This is a genomic window from Gynurincola endophyticus, assembly GCF_003991195.1.
Lineage (GTDB): Bacteria > Bacteroidota > Bacteroidia > Chitinophagales > Chitinophagaceae > Gynurincola > Gynurincola endophyticus.
In genome coordinates this window covers 248,657-267,557 of sequence record NZ_RCWL01000003.1, presented here as the reverse complement: position 1 = coordinate 267,557, position 18,901 = coordinate 248,657, and the positions used below count along the sequence as shown (strand labels likewise).

At 39.3% G+C, this 18,901-nt stretch carries 17 protein-coding genes; 9 read left to right on the top strand and 8 right to left on the bottom strand.

The window, feature by feature from the left end; translation table 11 throughout:
• The first annotated feature begins 4 nt into the window (after positions 1 to 4).
• The gene (locus D9O48_RS07710; protein ID WP_126972324.1) at positions 5 to 1,270 is read left to right on the top strand and encodes a serine hydrolase domain-containing protein; all 1,266 of its coding nucleotides are present in this window, start codon (positions 5 to 7) and stop codon (positions 1,268 to 1,270) included.
• A gap of 126 nt (positions 1,271 to 1,396) precedes the next feature.
• Here D9O48_RS07710 and D9O48_RS07705 read toward each other — a convergent pair whose 3' ends face one another.
• Together D9O48_RS07705 and D9O48_RS07700 are read right to left on the bottom strand one after the other, a co-directional pair.
• Positions 1,397 to 2,239, bottom strand: coding sequence for a DUF4249 domain-containing protein (locus tag D9O48_RS07705; RefSeq protein ID WP_126972322.1), 843 nt, complete (start codon positions 2,237 to 2,239; stop codon positions 1,397 to 1,399).
• A 4-nt stretch (positions 2,240 to 2,243) separates the two neighbouring features.
• Complete coding sequence (locus D9O48_RS07700) at positions 2,244 to 4,598, bottom strand: TonB-dependent receptor (RefSeq protein WP_126972320.1); 2,355 nt, start codon at positions 4,596 to 4,598, stop codon at positions 2,244 to 2,246.
• Positions 4,599 to 4,810: 212 nt separating this feature from the next.
• Here D9O48_RS07700 and D9O48_RS07695 point away from each other — a divergent pair, with 212 nt between their 5' ends.
• Positions 4,811 to 7,066 (top strand): PAS domain S-box protein, encoded by a 2,256-nt coding sequence (locus D9O48_RS07695; protein WP_158624844.1) that lies wholly within the window; start codon positions 4,811 to 4,813, stop codon positions 7,064 to 7,066.
• Here D9O48_RS07695 and D9O48_RS07690 read toward each other — a convergent pair.
• The gene (locus D9O48_RS07690) at positions 7,063 to 7,761 is read right to left on the bottom strand and encodes a hypothetical protein (protein ID WP_126972316.1); all 699 of its coding nucleotides are present in this window, start codon (positions 7,759 to 7,761) and stop codon (positions 7,063 to 7,065) included. The two genes, D9O48_RS07695 and D9O48_RS07690, sit on opposite strands and share 4 nt — an antisense overlap.
• Before the next feature lie 130 nt (positions 7,762 to 7,891).
• Between D9O48_RS07690 and D9O48_RS07685 the strand changes: the two genes are divergently transcribed.
• The 5 genes from D9O48_RS07685 (at position 7,892) to D9O48_RS07665 (ending at position 11,376) form a co-directional block, all read left to right on the top strand.
• A complete protein-coding gene (locus D9O48_RS07685; protein ID WP_199750528.1) occupies positions 7,892 to 8,758 on the top strand; it encodes a sugar phosphate isomerase/epimerase family protein in 867 nt (288 codons plus the stop codon).
• A gap of 185 nt (positions 8,759 to 8,943) precedes the next feature.
• Positions 8,944 to 9,294: a DUF6249 domain-containing protein gene (locus D9O48_RS07680; protein WP_126972314.1), complete on the top strand. Its 351-nt coding sequence runs from the start codon at positions 8,944 to 8,946 to the stop codon at positions 9,292 to 9,294.
• A complete protein-coding gene (locus D9O48_RS07675; protein ID WP_126972312.1) occupies positions 9,291 to 9,839 on the top strand; it encodes an RNA polymerase sigma factor in 549 nt (182 codons plus the stop codon). Before D9O48_RS07680 ends, D9O48_RS07675 begins: the two co-directional genes overlap by 4 nt.
• 2 nt (positions 9,840 to 9,841) lie before the next feature.
• Complete coding sequence (locus tag D9O48_RS07670; RefSeq protein ID WP_126972310.1) at positions 9,842 to 10,180, top strand: hypothetical protein; 339 nt, start codon at positions 9,842 to 9,844, stop codon at positions 10,178 to 10,180.
• 41 nt (positions 10,181 to 10,221) lie between these two features.
• Positions 10,222 to 11,376, top strand: coding sequence for a TlpA family protein disulfide reductase (locus D9O48_RS07665; protein ID WP_126972308.1), 1,155 nt, complete (start codon positions 10,222 to 10,224; stop codon positions 11,374 to 11,376).
• Positions 11,377 to 11,560: 184 nt separating this feature from the next.
• On the opposite strand, the gene D9O48_RS07660 is transcribed toward D9O48_RS07665, so the two are convergent.
• The 5 genes from D9O48_RS07660 to D9O48_RS07640 all read right to left on the bottom strand — a co-directional run bounded on the left by D9O48_RS07660 (position 11,561) and on the right by D9O48_RS07640 (position 16,148).
• Positions 11,561 to 12,613 carry a DUF5694 domain-containing protein gene (locus D9O48_RS07660; protein ID WP_126972306.1) on the bottom strand — a complete coding sequence of 351 codons (1,053 nt, stop codon included), beginning with the start codon at positions 12,611 to 12,613 and terminating at the stop codon, positions 11,561 to 11,563.
• 83 nt (positions 12,614 to 12,696) lie between these two features.
• Positions 12,697 to 13,461 (bottom strand): 3-keto-disaccharide hydrolase, encoded by a 765-nt coding sequence (locus D9O48_RS07655; protein WP_126972304.1) that lies wholly within the window; start codon positions 13,459 to 13,461, stop codon positions 12,697 to 12,699.
• Between the two features lie 25 nt (positions 13,462 to 13,486).
• Positions 13,487 to 13,858: a c-type cytochrome gene (locus D9O48_RS07650; RefSeq protein WP_126972302.1), complete on the bottom strand. Its 372-nt coding sequence runs from the start codon at positions 13,856 to 13,858 to the stop codon at positions 13,487 to 13,489.
• A 49-nt stretch (positions 13,859 to 13,907) separates the two neighbouring features.
• The gene (locus D9O48_RS07645) at positions 13,908 to 14,963 is read right to left on the bottom strand and encodes a sugar phosphate isomerase/epimerase family protein (protein ID WP_126972300.1); all 1,056 of its coding nucleotides are present in this window, start codon (positions 14,961 to 14,963) and stop codon (positions 13,908 to 13,910) included.
• 18 nt (positions 14,964 to 14,981) lie between these two features.
• Entirely contained in the window at positions 14,982 to 16,148 is a 1,167-nt protein-coding gene (locus D9O48_RS07640) for a Gfo/Idh/MocA family protein (protein WP_126972298.1), read from the bottom strand.
• Positions 16,149 to 16,282: 134 nt separating this feature from the next.
• Here D9O48_RS07640 and D9O48_RS07635 point away from each other — a divergent pair, with 134 nt between their 5' ends.
• Together D9O48_RS07635 and D9O48_RS07630 are read left to right on the top strand one after the other, a co-directional pair.
• Complete coding sequence (locus D9O48_RS07635; protein ID WP_126972296.1) at positions 16,283 to 17,167, top strand: hydroxypyruvate isomerase family protein; 885 nt, start codon at positions 16,283 to 16,285, stop codon at positions 17,165 to 17,167.
• A gap of 50 nt (positions 17,168 to 17,217) precedes the next feature.
• On the top strand, positions 17,218 to 18,897 hold the full coding sequence (locus D9O48_RS07630) for a GMC oxidoreductase (RefSeq protein ID WP_126972294.1): 1,680 nt from the start codon (positions 17,218 to 17,220) through the stop codon (positions 18,895 to 18,897).
• The last annotated feature ends 4 nt before the right edge of the window (positions 18,898 to 18,901 follow it).

Here is an 18,901-nt window from a genome sequence, read left to right as displayed (position 1 = left end):
ACTTATGCGCAAGTTTTTTCTTTTTTCTCTGTTTTGCTGTTTTGCATTTCTGAATAGCCATGCACAAAAGAAAAACGCCGCTGCCTTTAAGCAGTTAGATGCGTTAATATATGATCAGATTCAAAAAAATTATATCAATGGTGCCGTCGTTTTGATTTTGCATAACAATCAACCGCTTTACAAAAAAGCTTACGGATACCGGAACAGTGAGCATGATTCTTTGAAAACCGATGACATTTTCAGAATGGCTTCGCAAACCAAAGCCATTACCACTACTGCCGTTCTCCAACTCATTGAAGAGAAAAAAATTCAACTCCACGATCCGGTAGAAAAGTATATCCCGGAATTTGCCAACCCAAAAGTAATTGCCACTTTCAATGCAGCTGACACTTCTTTTACGACTGTACCCGCAAAACGCTCTATTACTATTTTTGACTTATTAACACATACCAGCGGTATTGATTATCCTTTTATCGGTAGCGAACAGGCAAAAGCCATTTACGAAAAGTATCAGATACCTACTGGCATTGCCACCAATAAGGATACATTGGCGGTAGCTATTAAAAAGCTCGCGGCACTTCCCCTATTACACCAACCGGGTGAAAAATGGACTTATGGTATCAACCTCGAGGTATTAGGATACATTATTGAAAAAATAAGTGGTGCAAATCTTGAAACGGTTTTCATAAAAAAGATTTTCGAGCCCCTCGGAATGAATAGTACGTTTATCTCTCTTCCCACAACACTACAACCCCGGTTAGTAACCTTATTCTCTAAACTTCAGGGGCAGCCGTTGGTACCTGCCGGTGAAGCAATGCCTGATATCGGCCCGCTGATTGAAGACTATCCGAATCATGCCAGTACTTTTCATGCTGGTGGAGCAGGTTTAAGCGGTCCTATTGAAGATTACGGTAAATTTCTGTCTATGTTGCTGAATAATGGAATATGGAATAACAAAAGAGTGCTAAGTGAAGAATCGGTAAAAGAAATGACCCGTCACCAGATTGGTAATATTCCCTTTTCAGATGAATTTGGCCTTGGTTTTCAAATCAACGGCGCTACAAAAAAAACCAGTCCGTACATGAACGAAGGCGCTTATTTATGGGGCGGAATGTTCGGAACCGCCTATTGGGTAGATCCTAAGGAAAAACTCGTGGTACTTCTTTACACGAACGTATGGCCTACTGCACACCCAAACTTTTCTCAGGAGTTTCAAAAACTTGTATACGAGGGCGTTAGACAGTCCGTTGGAAATGTAAAGAAAAATTAGTATCTTAATTAGATAGGCATTCTTAATTTGATTCTTATTCTAATCAATATATTTTTACGTATAATTAAATAAGGGAGTCTTAAGACTCCCTTATTTAATTATAGATTAATTTTATACTTACCGCCGTTAAGGAATGAAGATGGTAACACTTCTTTCTGCCGTTGTAGCAAACCACCCCAACATTTTTTTCTCATTTTCAGGTGTTTTTATATTCGTAGGCACATTCTTCAAAATTTCAGCAAACATCCCCGAACCACTCGATACATTAAACAACATTTCGAGGAAACTGTAGGTCTGCTTTGACAAAGATCTCAGTCTTACATCAATTCTTCCTCCCGATTCAAACGGACCATATTCATTGATCGCCTCACGCAATGGAGTAATAAACTCTAAACCGTCAAACAAGTCTTCATAATACCCCCCGTCAATTGCCAGATTATTTCCTTCTCTCGGATCGTCAGAATTATAGTTTGTTTTTAACCAGTAATAATCTGTAGCACCGGGTAAATCTTTTATATGAACTTCTCCATAAATCCCTTCTTCATATAGTAATGACTGGGCCTTATAATGTAAAGTCACTGAGTCAATCGTAGGTACACGATTCATTTTGTCAGAAGCTGTATACAATACACCGTCTACAGTAACTTCCAATACAACACTATCACCTACGCTTACCAACGGAAAAGTAGGATGATAAATGTAAAGCCCGTTTAAATATTGAAAAGTATGTGATCTGTTTTTTGTAATATTTTTTAATACCACCTGTGCATTTGTTACAGCACCCGGGGTAGAATTGCCGAGATACGGAGCCGAATGATTCACCACTACCTGTTGCCTGCTGGTTTGATTGGTTATAAATGCATCCACATACATAAACGTTTCTCCGGGATCCACATCAATATCCACCTGTTTAATACAACCGGAAAAAGAAAATAGTGCAATGAGTATATAGATATATGATAATTTCATAAACTTAAAATTTAAAGTTCCAGGTAACTGAAGGAATAATAGATCCTAATAATGAAAGCTGTGAAGCCTGTCTTACATTTGGATTGTCTTCGTTCGACTCGAAGAAGATCGAATAAGCATTTTTACGCGCATATACATTGTAAGCACCAATCACCCATTCACTTCTCAGTTTTTTAGCAGGATTATTCTTAATCGTTACCGACAAATCTAAACGGTGATAATCAGGAATACGATACGTGTTTCTTTTTCCGGTGGTATTATACGGTACCGGAATTCCTTGTATATACATCATGGCATCTGCGAAAGTGGCCGGAACACCGGTTCCATAATTGAACGATGCAGAGGCTGAGACGCGTTTGTTGAAGTTTCTGATTACTGCAAAATTTAATACATGCGTTCTGTCAAAACGGCTCAGGTACCATTCGTTCATACTGATACCTTCGGTTCTTCTGTATGATCTTGACCATGTATAGTTCAACCATCCCTGCCATTTACCGCGGTCTTTACGCGCTTCAAGCTCCAGCCCGTATGCTTTTCCTTCGCCGGTTAATAAATCAGCTTCTACCTGCTCATTTAACTGCAGGTTAGCAGCATCGATGAAATCTAAGAGATCTTCCATTTTTTTATAGAACACTTCAGCTGACAGCTCTATGCCTTTAGCTGTATTTTTAACAACACCGGCCGACACGATGTGGCTATAGGAAGGCTTTATATTATTGGTTGAAGGAAAATATAAATCCACCGGTGTAGGGGATGCTGTATTTGATAGTAGATGGATGTATTGAGAACTCTTTGCGTAACCGGCTTTCAGAATCAGGTCTTCTTTTACCTGATACTTGAACGATACACGAGGTTCTATGAAAGCCCAGTCATTGGCTTTTGTCATTTTATTTACATGTTCGGTATAATCCAGCGGCTTTCTTACATTCGGAGTGGTGTCTCTGAAATGATAAATTTGATTTTTAGTAAGATATTGATATACGTTTAATCTTACTCCAAGCTGAGCTGTTAACTTATCCGTTATTTTCCAGGTATCCTCTGCAAATACGGAAATTTCATTTCCATATCTGTTATGCATAATTACTTCGCTTTTGCTGTTAGTGGTGGTCATAACCCCTTTTCCGGGCTGAAAGTCATATCTCAAAAATCCAAAACCTGCTTTAAATTCATGTTTTGCATTGGCATACCAGGTGAGTGTCGGTTTTGCTCCATATGTTTTGATATTTGACGTCCAGTCGTAACCCTCTGAAGTACCATCCGCCGTTTTGAATGATAACTGATAATCATAATCAGAATAGGTTACTGTTGTATTCAAAAACAGTTTAGGTGAAATCAGGTAATTCCATCGCAATGTACCGGTAGAGTTACCCCAGGCAAAGTTTGCTTCAGATCCGATACCGAATACGTCTTTACCGAAATAACCACTTAAATACAAGGTAGATTTGTCACTTAATTCGTAGTTTACTTTTGCCGTTAAATCATAGAAGTAAAACTTACTGTCTTTCGATTCTTTATCCAGAAACGGTTTTGCCAGCACATCGATATAAGACCTGCGGCCTGCCACCACAAAAGAAGACCTGTCTTTTTGTAAAGGGCCTTCTACTGATAATCTGCTGAATACGGTTCCTATGCCACCATTTACTTCCAGCTTCTGATCATTACCGTCTTTCATTCTGATATCCAGCACCGAAGACGTTCTGCCTCCATACTCAGCCGGAAAAGCTCCTTTATAAAGAGTTACATTTCTAACTGCATCCGGATTAAATATTGAAAAGAAACCCATTAAATGTGATGAGTTGAACACCGGTGCTTCATCTAATATGATCAGATTCGCATCAATATCTCCGCCTCGCACATTAAATCCACTGGAACCTTCTCCTACCGATGTTACACCCGGCATGGTTAAAATTGCTTTCAAAATATCCGGCTCTCCCATAAAGGCAGGCAGGCTTTTTATCTGAGCTGAAGTTAATTGCTGTACGCCTAATGCTACTGTATTAGTACGGGTAATTCTTTTTTCTCCAATTACCGTAACCATATCCAGCTGCTCATCCAGCTGCTCCAGATCTGCATTTAAAGATTGATTTGCAGTTACATTAATCTCTTTGCTAAATGTCTTATAACCGGTAAAACTGACCTTAACCACATGTTTTCCCGTAGGGATATTGATAGAGTAGTATCCGTAATTGTTTGTCTGAGTTACAAATAAACTATTGTCAACATATACCGTAGCATTAATCAAAACCTCTCCATTTTTTTTATCTTTCACATAACCGTTCAATACCACGGTTTTGCCCTGGGCATTGACGAGTAAGGGAATAGACAAAAAACAAAAGAATACTAGTCCTAAATACTTCATAGAATTCTGTTTATCTGACAAAAAAAATGTAAAAGCTTCATCTGTTCAATTCCATTTGTAATAATTAACAAGATTTTTTATCATCTCGTTAATTTATGTCAATAAATTGACCAATTCCGTTGCTTTGTTGCAAGATAGTTATGATCATTGAAGGATACCTATTAAATTTATATTACTGCCATAGAATATTCCACTTACATTATCTTGATAGAATGAAAGCTAAGTTTAAAGAAAATGACCCCGCGGTTATTGAGCAATTGAAAAGTTTATATCCCGGAGAAAAAGATCTTCTGGATGCGGGGTTTAATAACTCAGACAGTATGGTTTGGTTCATCAACCGCCAGTACCGGATCATTTACTTTAATAAAGCTTTCGAAGATTACATTCTGAATAAAGAAGGCGGCAGCGTACAAATAGGTGATTTTTTTGGTAACTATGCACACCTTTTCGGCAAAGTATTCAAAGACTTCTGGCAAAACTATTGTACAAAAACGTTAGACGGTGCCTATTTCTCTACCAGTGAAACCGTGGAACTGCCCAATGAAACATTCTATCTTCAAATCAATCTTTCTACCATCGTTTGGCAAAGCCGGGTGCGTGGCGTAAGCTTCTTTGCTTTTGATATTTCAGACCAGATTAACCTGCAAAAGCAAAAAGACCAGCAACAGCTTTATTTCAGACAATTAATCGAAAGATCCAGCGATATTACCACCATTCTTGATGAACACGGACATATCAAATATACGAGCCCGGCCATAAAAAACTACATTCACGATGATATTGACGAGCTGGTCGGATTGAACATCTTTGAAATTCTGGGCATTGAGGACGACTGTGATAAGTTCAAAGAGGCTTTTGAGAACGCCAAAATATCTCCCGAAAATGCGGTACAGTTAAAAATCAGGGCTAAGTCGCCTAAAGTAGGGGAAATATGGCTATTGGTACTGATTACAAACCTGCTCGATGTAAAACCAATTAATGCTGTTGTGTGTACCTTCAGGGTTATTGACAGTCAGTTCATTTTAGCTGAAGAAGAAATTGATGATTTTCCTTATCAGTCAATTATTGATTTTACTTCGGAATTATATCTGCTGGTAGATAAAGCCGGAAAATTCTCTTACGGATCCCCTTCTATAAAATCTTATCTAGGTTATGATAAGGAGCACTATTTAGGAAAATCTATTTTCGATCTTATACACCCCGACTGCTGGGAATACGCCCATGGCAAGCTCGAAGAAATTCTGACCAAACAAAAAGAAGCAGTAGCGATACATGTACAACTGGTAGACCGCTACGGAATGAAAAAATGGATTGACGGAACAGCTACAAATCTTTTAAATGTACCCGGCATAGAAGCTATCATCGGAAATTTCAGAGACGTTGGTGAACAATTACTGATCGATAAAACAGAAGAAACCCAAATCAGGATTTTACAGCAATATTTTTTGCAACATACAGGACCTATTCTGATTTGTGAACCAGATTTTTTGCGAATTATTCAGATAAATGAAGCAGCACTGCAATATTTCGGGTTTGACGAAATTGAGTTAAGAAATAAATCAGCGCTTGACCTGTTTCCTTCTGAATACCATGCAAACCTGCAAAGCCTTACCACCAGTGAATCAAATGCCTCCAATCTGCATGGAAAAATTATTGCTCACCGGCAAATCAGTAAAACCAGTAAAGTGCTCATGGCCGATGTAGTTGCCAGCGTTATTAAAACCGAAAAATGCGACCTTGTCGCCCTCACTATTCGCGAGAAACTGGCCGACTCAAGAACTGCCAATCATCTTATTCATTCCAAAATCAATAATGATATTTCTGTACTGAAAGCTACCATGGAGGCACAGGAAAACGAACGTATAGAAATAGGAAAAGAGCTTCACGACAATGTAGCCCAACTGATCAGCACCATCAGTCTTTATCTTGGTTGTTTAAGAGAAGATGAAGTGGAAAAATATAACAGCGAGGATATTTTAGACAAAGCGGGAGAAACCGCTCAGCAGATCTTAAAAGAAATCAGAAAAGTTTCGCACAGTTTAATTAAAACATACTCTGAAGAAGTTGGTTTAAAACTCAGCATCGAAGACCTGCTCGAGAGCGTAGAAGTAATGAATACATTTACCACTCAGCTCGATTATATCAATGTAGTTGATACTGATCTTTCACACGATCTGAAAATCAATATTTATCGAATTATTCAGGAACAGATCAATAATATTATCAAACATGCAAAAGCCACCCATATTACGGTTCGCTTAACACAGGCGGCCAGTATCCTCACCTTACAAATTATTGATGACGGTGTGGGAATCAGCAAAGACACCGATTTCCTTCACGGAATAGGCTTGAAAAACATCCGGAACAGAGTACAGTTGTACAATGGTGAGCTGATATTCAAAACAAGGCCAAACGATACCGGCTGTATGTTAATGGCTACGTTTAAATTACATATGAAGCAAGACTAGCGGATAGCTACTCCTTTCAATCGTTCGTGACGCCATGAACCGATGAGCTCCTGCGCAGAAAGCCCGTCTTTTAACTCGTAAAGGTAAAAAGTTTGTGTTGGTAAGTGATACTTCCATACAACAGCTATCGCACCACTCACCCCGTCGTCATGTACTCCCAACAAAGCAACATTATCATCGTCGAGCCAGATCGCCTCTTCTATACTCGAGCTGGGGCCAAAAAACATTAACCGGGTTTTCTCTCCGGTTTTTGGGTTTATCAGCGAAACTTCCGTGTCAGGACCTAACTCTTCTCCCACCCAATTGCCTTTATTATCTTTATGTATATTAATATTATAGCTGTCAAGATCTACAAAATATGTACTATCCGGAGAGTATTTCAGAAAACGCCCGTAATTGGTATAGTAATCAGCAGTTGGCCTGAAAGGAGTCGTATACATCGTATCTTCCTTCCAGGTATCTGACATAACAAATTTTGACCAGTCGAACCCCTGCACTTTCGACTTTGCCACTGTAGTAAAACCCAACGATTCAAAAGTGCGGATATTTTCAGTATTGAGGAGGGTGTCTACCAATTCATCTACCATTTCTTCATCATCATTATCTGCATTGTCTGAAGGAACAGTAGATTTAGGATCTGATTGACAGGCAATCAAAATACTCAAGCCTAATATCCAGCCAAATTTGTATTTCATATTATTTAGAACAAATTGAGTGTACAAAATAAGATAAACTTCTACAATTAAAACATGATTTTTGTATAAATCTCTTATAATGACATATTATTTAGTAAATTAAATCGAATTTTATAATAAACAGTGTTTTATGGTTACCAGGAGAAGTTTTTTACAGCAATCCCTGACTTTTATGGGAGCTGCTTACCTTGACCCCTTAAGTGCATTCAAATCAAATACCATGATTGGTGTGCAGCTTTATACCCTTAGAAATGAAATTTTTAAGGACCCGAAAGCTGTATTGAAGCAAGTGGCGGCCCTGGGATATACGGATGTTGAAACATTCGGTTATGCAGATGGCAAGTGGTTCGGGCTACCGGTTCAGGAATTCAGATCTCTTTTGAAAAGCTTATCCCTGGCAAGTAACAGCGGACATACATTTCCGGCTTCTATTTTCTTAAAAGGGGGATGGGAGGCAAACTTTGCACAAGCAGCAAAAGATGCCACCGCACTCGGACAAAATTATATCGTAATTCCTTATCTGGAACCGCAGTACCAAAACGAACTCGACAACTATAAAAAAATTGCCGAAGGCCTTAACCTGGCCGGCAAAATTGCAAAAGAAGAAGGTATTCAGCTGGCTTATCATAACCACGACTTTGAGTTTCATCAGTTAGGTGGTGATAACGGTATGAATGTCATTCTTTCCAATACAGATAAGAAACTGGTCTCTATTGAGCTGGACCTTTACTGGGCGGTAAAAGCCGGTGTAAATCCTGTTGAATTCTTTAAAAAGAATAAAGGCCGCGTTGCTTTATGGCACGTCAAAGATAAAGACAATACCGCAGAAGGTAAATTTACTGAAGTAGGTAACGGAACGATCGATTTCAAATCAATTTTTGCAGCAGCAAAAACCAGCGGCATGAAATACTTCTACGTAGAGCAGGATGTTTCTGCACATCCGATGGCTTCTATTGAACAATCTATCAACTATCTCAGGAAAAATATTCTGAAATAAAATGAAAGTCCCTCCAATATGAAATGCCCCCCAAAAGTTAGACAATTTTTGGGGGGATTTTTTATTTCACGCTCCTTTATAATTGATTAATAACACTTTAAGGAATAACAAACAATTTTAAAAAAATTACTTTTCGTTTGTAACCTTCCCTTTCTTTACTGCATCTAATATTATAAAGGTTTTATATGCAGCACCTCATACCACTTATCTGGGTCATCTTTATCATTTGTCTTTTTCTGGTGTGGTTCTTTACGCACCGCGCTAATCATCGTGAACGGATGCTCCGTATTGAGAAGGGTCTGGAGGCAGAACCAGAACCACCAGGCGGGAAAAAACAGTCTAACTTCTTTTGGCTTAGACTGGCTTGTCTGGTTACCGGATTGAGTTTAGGGTTACTGATCATTTCTCTGATGGTTGCACTAAAACTATTAGATGCCGGCGGAAATGCCTTCCCTGTTGCCATTCTCGGTTTTTGCGGAGGTATGTCAATGATTGTAGCGCATTATCTTCAGAAAAATAAAACGGAGAATAAATGATAGAGGATGATGGCAGTTTAGTGAAGCGGATTTGCTCGGGAGAAACTGACCTTTTCCGTCACCTGATCCGTAATTATCAGCATGCTTCTATGAGCATTGCAATGTCAATAATTAAAGATGAGTTTATAGCAGAAGAAGTCATCCAGGATGCATTTATAAAAGCCTATCAGCAATTAAACAATTTTAAGCATCACTCAAAATTCAGTACCTGGCTGTATAAAATAGTGACGAATGAATCGCTGATGCGCCTGCGGAAAATGAAAGTTGACAAACTTCAGTTTTACGAAACTTTACCTGAAACTGAATTGGAAGACATTTCGCTCTATCGGCTCGAGTGTAAAGAGATGCAGCAAATGATCTATTCGGCACTTCAACGGCTCGCACCCAACGAAAGCCTTTCTCTCAGCTTATTTTACCTGGAAGAAGGAAGCCTCAATGATATTTGCGAAATAACGGGATGGTCTTTGTCAAATGCAAAAACCATCTTACACAGGGCGAGAAAAAAACTGGCTCATTTATTAAACGAACAAATGAAACAATCCTGATTATGGCACCGTTTGAATCTGATGACGATCAATTACTGGCTAACACCATAAAAGATAAAACCTGGAATCTTCAAATTGAAGACCGGATCATGATGAAAGTTCACCAAAACGAACTAAATAAACGTAAAATATCTAATGACAGAAAGCTGTCAGTTATATTCTTTTTAACCGCCCTCCTGACCGGTTGCAGCATCCTTCTTCTTCCGGAAATACTACGTCTCTCCGGAGATATTTTAAAAATACCATTGCTCCTTCAGGCAGCAATCGTGCTGATTCTTTTCCTATTAATTGACCACTACAAATTTCATCTCCGCTTATTTTTCGGAAAAAGCCTGAAATGAAATAAATAATTCTTTATTGATCACTTCTTAAAACTTAAAAAATGAATGGTAGAATTCATATGGCATTGCTATGCCTGATACTTTCCCTCTCCTCCTTTGCACAGAATTATAAAATCGATATAAAGATCTCAAACGCTGATACGATGATGCTGATGATCCTTGGCGAATCTGACAGAGACACTTTCTATACCAACAATGGGCAATTTTCTCATACAGGCACACTTTCTTCGCCAGAAATGATACGACTGATTTTAATAAAAGACAGTCAGTCGATTGAAGCAGCAAAAGCAGGGAATGAAAGAGGAATCAGAAGCAAAGTCGATGTTTTTTTTCAGGATGTACTGGCAGAGGGTGGGCTCATTAGTTTCAAGGGCCCGTTTCCTGAGATGAACCGGAGTAAGTTTCAGCTTGAAAATGCAGTCGCGCAAAAAAAGTATGAAGATTTCAGGCAAAGATTTAACCCATTGGTTCAAATGGCACGCGTTATTATTGACTCTTCCTATACCTTCGACACCTCGGTTGCCGCTAAAAAAACTTTTCAAATGCTGCTCAGGCAGGTGGTTCATATAGAAAACGAGGTGGCAAAAAATTTTGCTGCACAAAATACAGACAATCCGGCAGGAGCATATGTATTGTATCGATACGCCAATATCAATGATCCAAAACTATTAGATTCAATGTATAACTTATTTGATGCGGTGCAACAGCAAAGCATTTATCTGAAAAAGGTAAAAGAAAAAATAAACAATCTTTCTGTACTAAAACCCGGTATGCCATCGCCTGATTTTAAATTTATTTCGCACACCAACGACAGCATCTCCCTAAAGAAATTTAAAGGAAAGTTCATTGTGCTTGATTTCTGGGGTTCATGGTGCCCGCCATGCATAAAAGGATTTGACGCCATGCGAAGTTATTACACAAAATACAAGCACCAGGTAGAGTTTATCGGAATTGCTTGTCAGGATACAGACGAAGACTGGAAAAAAGCCATAAAAAAACATAAACTTTCCTGGTCGCAAATATTTAATGGAAACGGCACCAATGATCTTACTAAAATTTATAACATTCAGGCATTTCCGACTAAAGTAATAATAGACGGGCAGGGTAATTTTTTGTATTCATTTGTTGGAGAAACCGACTCTTTCTATCAGCAACTGGATTTATTACTGGATCAAAAAAATTCTACGGGTAAATAAAAATATGCGTATTCGCTCACGCAATAAAAAAAACCCCCAACAATGTTGGGGGCTTTTTTGGTCAGCCTGATCAAGCAGCCCAATACTATTAAACTACATCAAATTACCGAGATGAGCAAATAATCTTTTTTCGCATATATAAGATGTTTATGTACAGCAAAATATTTAACCCGGATTCGATAATTTATTTTATTTCATTTATGTTTTTTACAGTCACATCAGGCATTTCCGCCAATAGATCCTGCATCAGTTTTCTGTGATTAGCACCCACAATCACCACTACTTTTTGGTTATCGGATACTCTGGACCGTTTTACAATATTTTCGCACATCCCTTTGTTTCTCATATACCACCAATGCATTTTAGCATACATCTCTTCTTTTGGAAAACCTTTTAACTGGTATATTTCCGGAACATAAAAATCACCTGAGGCCAAAATAACCGACGCCTCATCTGTATTTAACCATTCGGTTAGATTTTTAGCATTTTTATCGTTCTCAAAATATTTTCCAAAGCTCGCTTCTCTTCTGTTTAATATTTCCTTCAGCTCCTTTGCATAAATAGCAAGCGTATCTTTTTTATAAGATTCAAACTTATTATAGAATGCTAAAGCAGCAGCAGACCAGTTTAAATCATAATCCTGACAGTCCATCGGTATTAATTCCTTAATATTCATTTGCTGCATCAGAGGAAATGCAATCAATGCATACTCTGAGGTTTTTAATCTTTTCATACTTCGTCCTGTATTATCCATTTCGGGACTCAGCAGTTCATTCACATAGTTTTCAAGTTTTTGATCAGATGTTTTTTGTAAATGTGTGTAAACCTGCCAATATTGATAATGGGCATTCGAAACATCCTGATTCAGATAATAAGCATGTGCCAGATCAGCTTTTAGTCGGTAATCGTCAGGTTTTATTAATATCCGTTTCTTTAAACTGTCAATGATGGCCGGAAGGTTTTCCTCTTCAATATTTCTGTTTTTTCTAAGTATTCTGAGTCGTTTAAGATTATCCTCTTTGCACCAATAATCCATATTATTCTGCTCATCTTCTTTACTCAAAAACTCGCCGAAGAAAGCAGACGGTTTAAAATCTATTATTTTCTGATAGATTTTTGAAATGTCTTGCTGTGGAGAATTACCGTAATTATGTGAAGTACCAATCAATAGTACGTCTACCTTTTGTGCAGAAGCATTTAATGAGAGTAGCAAAAGTATCAGGAAAGAAAATTTCATATTAGTGAATCTTATTTATTATTGCCTGTTATTATTCAACACTGGTCGGAAACAAAAAAGCCGGTATTGAAACCGGCCTTTTATTATAATTGTTTAATCTTTACATTTTTGAAATAAACCGGATCACCATGATCCTGTAATACCAGTTTACCTTCTTTCATTGTTCCGAATAAAGGAAGATTTTTGAATTTAGATTTTGCAATCATGGCTTTCCATTCGTCGTTCCACATGGTGGTTTCAACCACTTTTTTTCCATTAAGAATAAAAGTCAGCGAGCCATTGTTTGCAATAATTTCAGCTGTATTCCATTGTCCAACCGGTTTTACCGTTTCCTCGCTGCATTCGATTAAATCATAGAGGTCGCCTGCACGGTGTGTTCTGATCTTTGCGTCAGGGTGACGCTCGTTATCAAGAATCTGCATTTCCGGGCCGGTGTAGTAAGACCACTTTTGAGCGGTATCTTCCAGTACATAAAACATAACGCCGCTATTACCCCCGGCTTCTAATTTCCAATCCAGTTTAAGGTGAAAATTAGCAAAAACCTTATCGGTAACGAGGTCGCCACCACCAACAACTCTTCCGTTTTCTTTAACGCTCGGATCGAGGTATAAAATACCGTCTTTTACTTTCCATGCGCTGGCATCTGTTTTTTGATTGTAAGAATGCCATCCGGCAGTTGTATTACCATCGAAAAGTAATTCCCAGCCCTGTGCTTTTTCGTCATCTGTTAATGTATTTGCCACTTTATCGTGCTGGTTTTCGTTATCAGTTGGTGTGTGTGCAATCGCTCCGTTATCGCATGCCTGCATATTTAATAATGCAATAAGGGAATAGGTGTATAGTTTCATGTAAATTATGGTTTTTAAATAAGGATTATTTTTTCAGCGTCATGATGTATTTCACCATTTCTTTCGCATCGGCTTCTGAAACATCCGGGTGCGGAGTCATTGGAATAGCACCCCAAACACCTTCTCCGCCTTCAATGATTTTTTTCGCTAAATAGTCGATGTTAGCATCGGTATTGTCGTATTTCTTGGCAACATCCGTATAAGCGGGGCCAATATTTTTTTCAGAAATTTTGTGACAAGTAGTACAATCGCTGGCGCCAATCAATTCTAAACCCTTTTGATTTTGCACCATGTCTCCGCTAGCTGGCTTCTTTTCTTCACTTGCCGGTGGTGTTGAGTTTGACCCACACGCATAAACTGTACCTGCAATTGCCAACATGATGAACCATTTTTTCATTACTGTAGTTTTTAGATCGTAGAAAAATTAAAAATAATAGTTTTTTGTGTTATTTGATGCCTAACACCGATTTATTAAATGCTTCATCGCTACCGGTTCCGGCAAAATCATCAAAAGCCTTGTCTGTTACGCGAATAATATGGTCCTGAATAAATTTTGCACCTTCTTTCGCACCATCTTCCGGATGTTTAATACAGCATTCCCATTCCAGTACCGCCCAACCTTTGTAGTCATATTGGCTCATTTTCGAGAAAATAGATTTAAAATCTACCTGTCCATCACCCAATGAACGGAATCGGCCTGCGCGATTCAACCACGACTGAAACCCTCCGTAAACACCCTGACGACCGGTTGGATTGAATTCTGCATCTTTTACGTGAAACATCCGGATACGCTCATGATAGATATCGATATGCTCCAGATAATCCAGGCACTGTAAAATAAAGTGTGACGGATCATACAATAAACAAGCGCGCGGATGTTTATTGGTAGCTTCCCAGAACATTTCATAAGAAATGCCGTCATGCAGGTCTTCACCCGCATGTACCTCATAACATAAGTCTACACCTGATTCATCAAATGCATTCAGTATCGGTAACCATCTTTTTGCGAGCTCACCGAATCCTGTTTCTACCAGTCCTGCCGGACGCTGAGGCCAGGGATATACAGTCGGCCATAATAATGCCCCGCTAAAGGTAGCATGTACATCCAATCCCAGGTTTTGCGATGCTTTTGCAGCCCACAATAATTGCTGGCGTGCCCATTCAGTTCGTGCAGCAGGATTATTATGCACTTCCTTCGGTGCAAATCCGTCAAATAAAGTATCGTAAGCCGGATGTACTGCGATCAACTGACCTTGCAAATGCGTAGACAGTTCTGTAATCGTTAATCCGTATGATTCAATTTTTCCTTTTAACTCATCAGCATAAGTTTTGCTTTCGGCTGCTTTCTGCAGGTCAATCAATCTCGATTCCCAGGTAGGGATTTGTACTCCTTTAAAACCTAATCCTGCCGCCCATTCGCAAATACCTTCCAGAGTATTGAAGGGTGCTTTATCTCCCATGAACTGAGCTAAAAAAAGTCCGGGGCCTTTTATCGTCGTCATAATATTTTATTTAAGCAATTATACAATGAATGGAGTCCATTTTTGAGTAGATTGTCCACTTTCTATAACAGTATCAATGAATGCCATACCTCTTACGCCGTCGTCAACCGAAGGAAAGTCTAATGCTTCGGCACTCACTTGCTGACCATTTTGCAAACCCTGTAGTGTTAATGCAAAATTTCTATAAAGGTTCGCGAATGCTTCTAAATAACCTTCCGGATGTCCACCCGGGGTTCTGGTATTGTGTGCGGCAAAGCTACTCAACGGATCTGCATAACCTACGCCGGTTCTGTATACCTGCATAGGCTGGTCGCTCCATCTGACCAACAGCGTATTTGGCTCTTCCTGACGCCACTCTAACCCACCTTTTTCACCATATACTCTTATTTTCAGTGCGTTTTCTTCACCTACTGCTACTTGTGAGGCGATTAAAACACCTGATGCTCCATTATCAAAATGAAGTAAGATAGCACCGTCGTCGTCTAACAATCTTCCCGGTACCACGATGTTTATATCTGCACAAACTTCTTTAATTTTTAACCCGGTAATATATTCAGCCAGATGAGCAGCGTGTGTTCCGATATCCCCCATACATCCTGCTTTTCCGGATTTTGAAGGATCTGTTCTCCAGGAAGCCTGTTTATTACCATCCTTTTCGCTCAGTGAACTCAACCATCCCTGTGGATACTCCACATAAACTTTTCTGATTTTTCCCAATTTTCCTTCACGCACCATTGCTTTCGCCTGTTTTACCATCGGATAGCCCGAATAAGTGTGCGTCAGTAAAAGTTGTAAACCGGTTTCTTTCACTTTTTGTTGTAAAGCTTTGGCTTCGTCCAGGGTAAAAGTCATAGGCTTATCGATAACCACATGAAAACCATGATCTAACGCCATCATTGCAGGTTCAAAGTGAACGTGATTCGGGGTTACAATACTTACGAAATCCATTCTCTGCTCAGCAGGCAGACCGGCCTCCGTTTTAATCATCTGCTCAAAGCTCGTGTAAGACTTGTCAGCCGGCAAAAAAAGTGCTTCTCCGGATGCTTTTGACACTTCAGGTTTGCTACTGAAAGCGCCGCAATGCAAAGAAATTAATCCGTCTATATTGGCAGCGATGCGGTGAACACCACCAATAAAAGCACCAGATCCGCCACCTATCATTCCCATTCGTAATTTTCTGTTCATATAATTATGATTAGAAAGTATTAATAATTGTTAAAAGAAGTTCTCAATTTAAAAATAATTAATTTACATTTATAAGAATAATTTAGAGATTATAAAATCCTAAAATTATTGTGTTAACAACTAACGATCAATGTATGAAATTAGAGGTTTCCCGTAGATCAATGATAAAAAATGTCGTTGCTACTGTCTCAACTGGTACTTTATTATCCGGCTTCAATACTCCATTAGCACTTGGTACCGGTTCCCTGAAAGGTAATATTAATCACTCGGTTTGCAGATGGTGTTTTAATGATTTATCGGTTGATGAGCTTTGCGAAATTTCAAAACGCATCGGCATCAGGGCGATCGATCTGGTGGGCCCGAAAGATTGGGGTACACTTAAAAAACACGGTATTGACAGCTCTATGTGCAATGGAGCCGAAATAAATCTGGTAGACGGTTTTAATGATCCGAAGTTTCATGCGGAATTAGTAAAACGGTATACTGAAATGATTCCGCTGGTAGCAAAAGCCGGTTACAAAAACCTGATTTGTTTCAGTGGAAACCGTAGAGGAAAAGACGATGAAACGGGTATTAAAAACTGTACGGAAGGGTTGAAAAAAGTGATCGGTATGGCCGAAAAACACGGCGTAACCCTGGTAATGGAATTATTAAACAGCAAAAGAGATCACGCAGATTATCAATGTGACAATACGGCGTTTGGAGTAAATCTGGCAAAAAATCTCGGGTCAGACAACTTTAAGTTATTATATGACATCTATCATATGCAGGTGAATGAAGGTAATGTGATTGATACCATCCGTAAAAACAAAGATTATATCGCACACTATCATACCGCCGGAGTACCCGGCCGTCACGAATTAACTCCTGACCAGGAGTTGAATTATACTGCCATCATGAAAGCTATTCTGGAAACCGGCTTTAAAGGTTGGGTTGCGCAGGAATACATTCCTACAGGTAAATCACTGGAACAACGTTTCAATGACCTGGCGAAATGTGTTCAGGTTTGTGATGTATAGAAGCACGAAAATGAATCCTAAATAAAGTCTAACATTAGAAAAATTAAACCATGGCTGAAAATGTTTATGACGCTATCGTAGTTGGCTCCGGAATTAGTGGCGGTTGGGCTGCGAAAGAATTAACAGAAAAGGGATTGAAAGTAATCCTTCTGGAACGAGGCGAAAACATCGAACACGTAAAGGGATACAAGAACGCTAATAAAGATCCGTGGGAATTTCCACACAGAGGCGGAAGAACGGTTCAGATGATTGAAGATTATCCTGTTTTAAAACGTGATTACCCGTTGAATGAAACAAATCTTGAATACTGGACAAACGAAAAAGATTGCCCTTACGAAGAAATTAAACGCTTCGACTGGTATCGCGGTTACCATGTAGGCGGCCGATCTTTAATGTGGGGTAGACAAAGTTACCGTTTCGGACCTCAGGATTTTGAAGCAAATGCTAAAGAAGGAATCGGCGTTGACTGGCCTATTCGTTATAATGAAATTGCTCCATGGTACGATTATGCAGAACGTTTTGCCGGTATCTCCGGATCAAAAGATAATATCCCGCATCTTCCCGACGGTCAGTTTCAAAAACCGATGGATTTGAACTGCGTTGAAAAAGATGTTCAGGCAAGAATAAAAAAACAATTCGGTGATACACGACATCTTACCATCGGTAGAGTAGCAAATATCACAGAACCTTTACCAGGCAGAACGAACTGTCAATACAGAAATAAATGCTGGTTAGGTTGTCCGTTCGGCGGATACTTCAGTACTCAATCGTCTACCCTTCCGGCTGCAATGAAAACCGGAAACCTTACACTGCGCCCTTACTCTATTGTAACGCGCGTATTGTACGATAAAGATAAAAAACGTGCTACCGGAGTTGAAATCGTTGACGCGGAAACACATCAAACCATTGAGTACAAAGCAAAAATTGTTTTCCTGTGTGCATCCGCATTTAACAGTACCTGGGTTTTGATGAATTCTGCAACTGATATCTGGCCTGAAGGTTTAGGTAGCAGCAGCGGTGAATTAGGTCACAATGTAATGGATCACCACTTCAGAGTAGGCGCTTCAGCCGAAGTAGAAGGCTTTGATGATAAATATTATTTCGGACGCCGACCTACCGGATTTTATGTACCGCGTTTCAGAAACCTCGGTAATGAAAAAAGAGATTACCTGAGAGGATTCGGCTACCAGGGCGCTGCTTCCAGAGAAGGCTGGGGTCGGAATGTTGCCGAATTAGGAATCGGTGTTCAACTGAAAGCTGCATTGGTAGAGCCAGGTAAATGGAGTATCGGTATGACTGCTTTCGGAGAAATGCTTCCTTATCACGATAATAAAATTTCTCTGTCAAAAACATTAAAAGATAAATGGGGACTTCCTACCCTCGCTATGGACGTTGAGATCAAAGAAAACGAAAAGAAAATGCGTATCGACATGAAAAATGACGGTATGGAAATTTTCGAAAAAATCGGATTGAAAAACGTTAATGGCTGGGATAGTGATTACGCCGTAGGTATGGGTATCCATGAAATGGGAACCGCACGTATGGGTAGAGATCCAAAAACATCTGTATTAAACGGAAACAACCAGGTATGGGATGCTCCGAACGTTTTTGTAACCGACGGCGCCTGTATGACATCTGCATCTTGCGTAAACCCTTCATTAACTTATATGGCATTAACAGCCCGCGCTGTTGACTTTGCAGTTAGTGAGCTGAAAAAACAAAACCTATAAACTG

Bases quoted from the DNA above. Each gene is read 5' to 3' on its own strand.
- D9O48_RS07680 (WP_126972314.1), top strand. From the start codon at position 8,944: ATGCAGCACCTCATACCACTTATCTGGGTCATCTTTATCATTTGTCTT.
- D9O48_RS07705 (WP_126972322.1), bottom strand. From the start codon at position 2,239: ATGAAATTATCATATATCTATATACTCATTGCACTATTTTCTTTTTCC.
- D9O48_RS07640 (WP_126972298.1), bottom strand. From the start codon at position 16,148: ATGAACAGAAAATTACGAATGGGAATGATAGGTGGCGGATCTGGTGCT.
- D9O48_RS07665 (WP_126972308.1), top strand. From the start codon at position 10,222: ATGAATGGTAGAATTCATATGGCATTGCTATGCCTGATACTTTCCCTC.
- D9O48_RS07675 (WP_126972312.1), top strand. From the start codon at position 9,291: ATGATAGAGGATGATGGCAGTTTAGTGAAGCGGATTTGCTCGGGAGAA.
- D9O48_RS07635 (WP_126972296.1), top strand. From the start codon at position 16,283: ATGAAATTAGAGGTTTCCCGTAGATCAATGATAAAAAATGTCGTTGCT.
- D9O48_RS07645 (WP_126972300.1), bottom strand. From the start codon at position 14,963: ATGACGACGATAAAAGGCCCCGGACTTTTTTTAGCTCAGTTCATGGGA.
- D9O48_RS07650 (WP_126972302.1), bottom strand. From the start codon at position 13,858: ATGAAAAAATGGTTCATCATGTTGGCAATTGCAGGTACAGTTTATGCG.
- D9O48_RS07630 (WP_126972294.1), top strand. From the start codon at position 17,218: ATGGCTGAAAATGTTTATGACGCTATCGTAGTTGGCTCCGGAATTAGT.
- D9O48_RS07660 (WP_126972306.1), bottom strand. From the start codon at position 12,613: ATGAAATTTTCTTTCCTGATACTTTTGCTACTCTCATTAAATGCTTCT.
- D9O48_RS07710 (WP_126972324.1), top strand. From the start codon at position 5: ATGCGCAAGTTTTTTCTTTTTTCTCTGTTTTGCTGTTTTGCATTTCTG.
- D9O48_RS07690 (WP_126972316.1), bottom strand. From the start codon at position 7,761: ATGAAATACAAATTTGGCTGGATATTAGGCTTGAGTATTTTGATTGCC.
- D9O48_RS07655 (WP_126972304.1), bottom strand. From the start codon at position 13,461: ATGAAACTATACACCTATTCCCTTATTGCATTATTAAATATGCAGGCA.
- D9O48_RS07670 (WP_126972310.1), top strand. From the start codon at position 9,842: ATGGCACCGTTTGAATCTGATGACGATCAATTACTGGCTAACACCATA.
- D9O48_RS07695 (WP_158624844.1), top strand. From the start codon at position 4,811: ATGAAAGCTAAGTTTAAAGAAAATGACCCCGCGGTTATTGAGCAATTG.
- D9O48_RS07685 (WP_199750528.1), top strand. From the start codon at position 7,892: ATGGTTACCAGGAGAAGTTTTTTACAGCAATCCCTGACTTTTATGGGA.
- D9O48_RS07700 (WP_126972320.1), bottom strand. From the start codon at position 4,598: ATGAAGTATTTAGGACTAGTATTCTTTTGTTTTTTGTCTATTCCCTTA.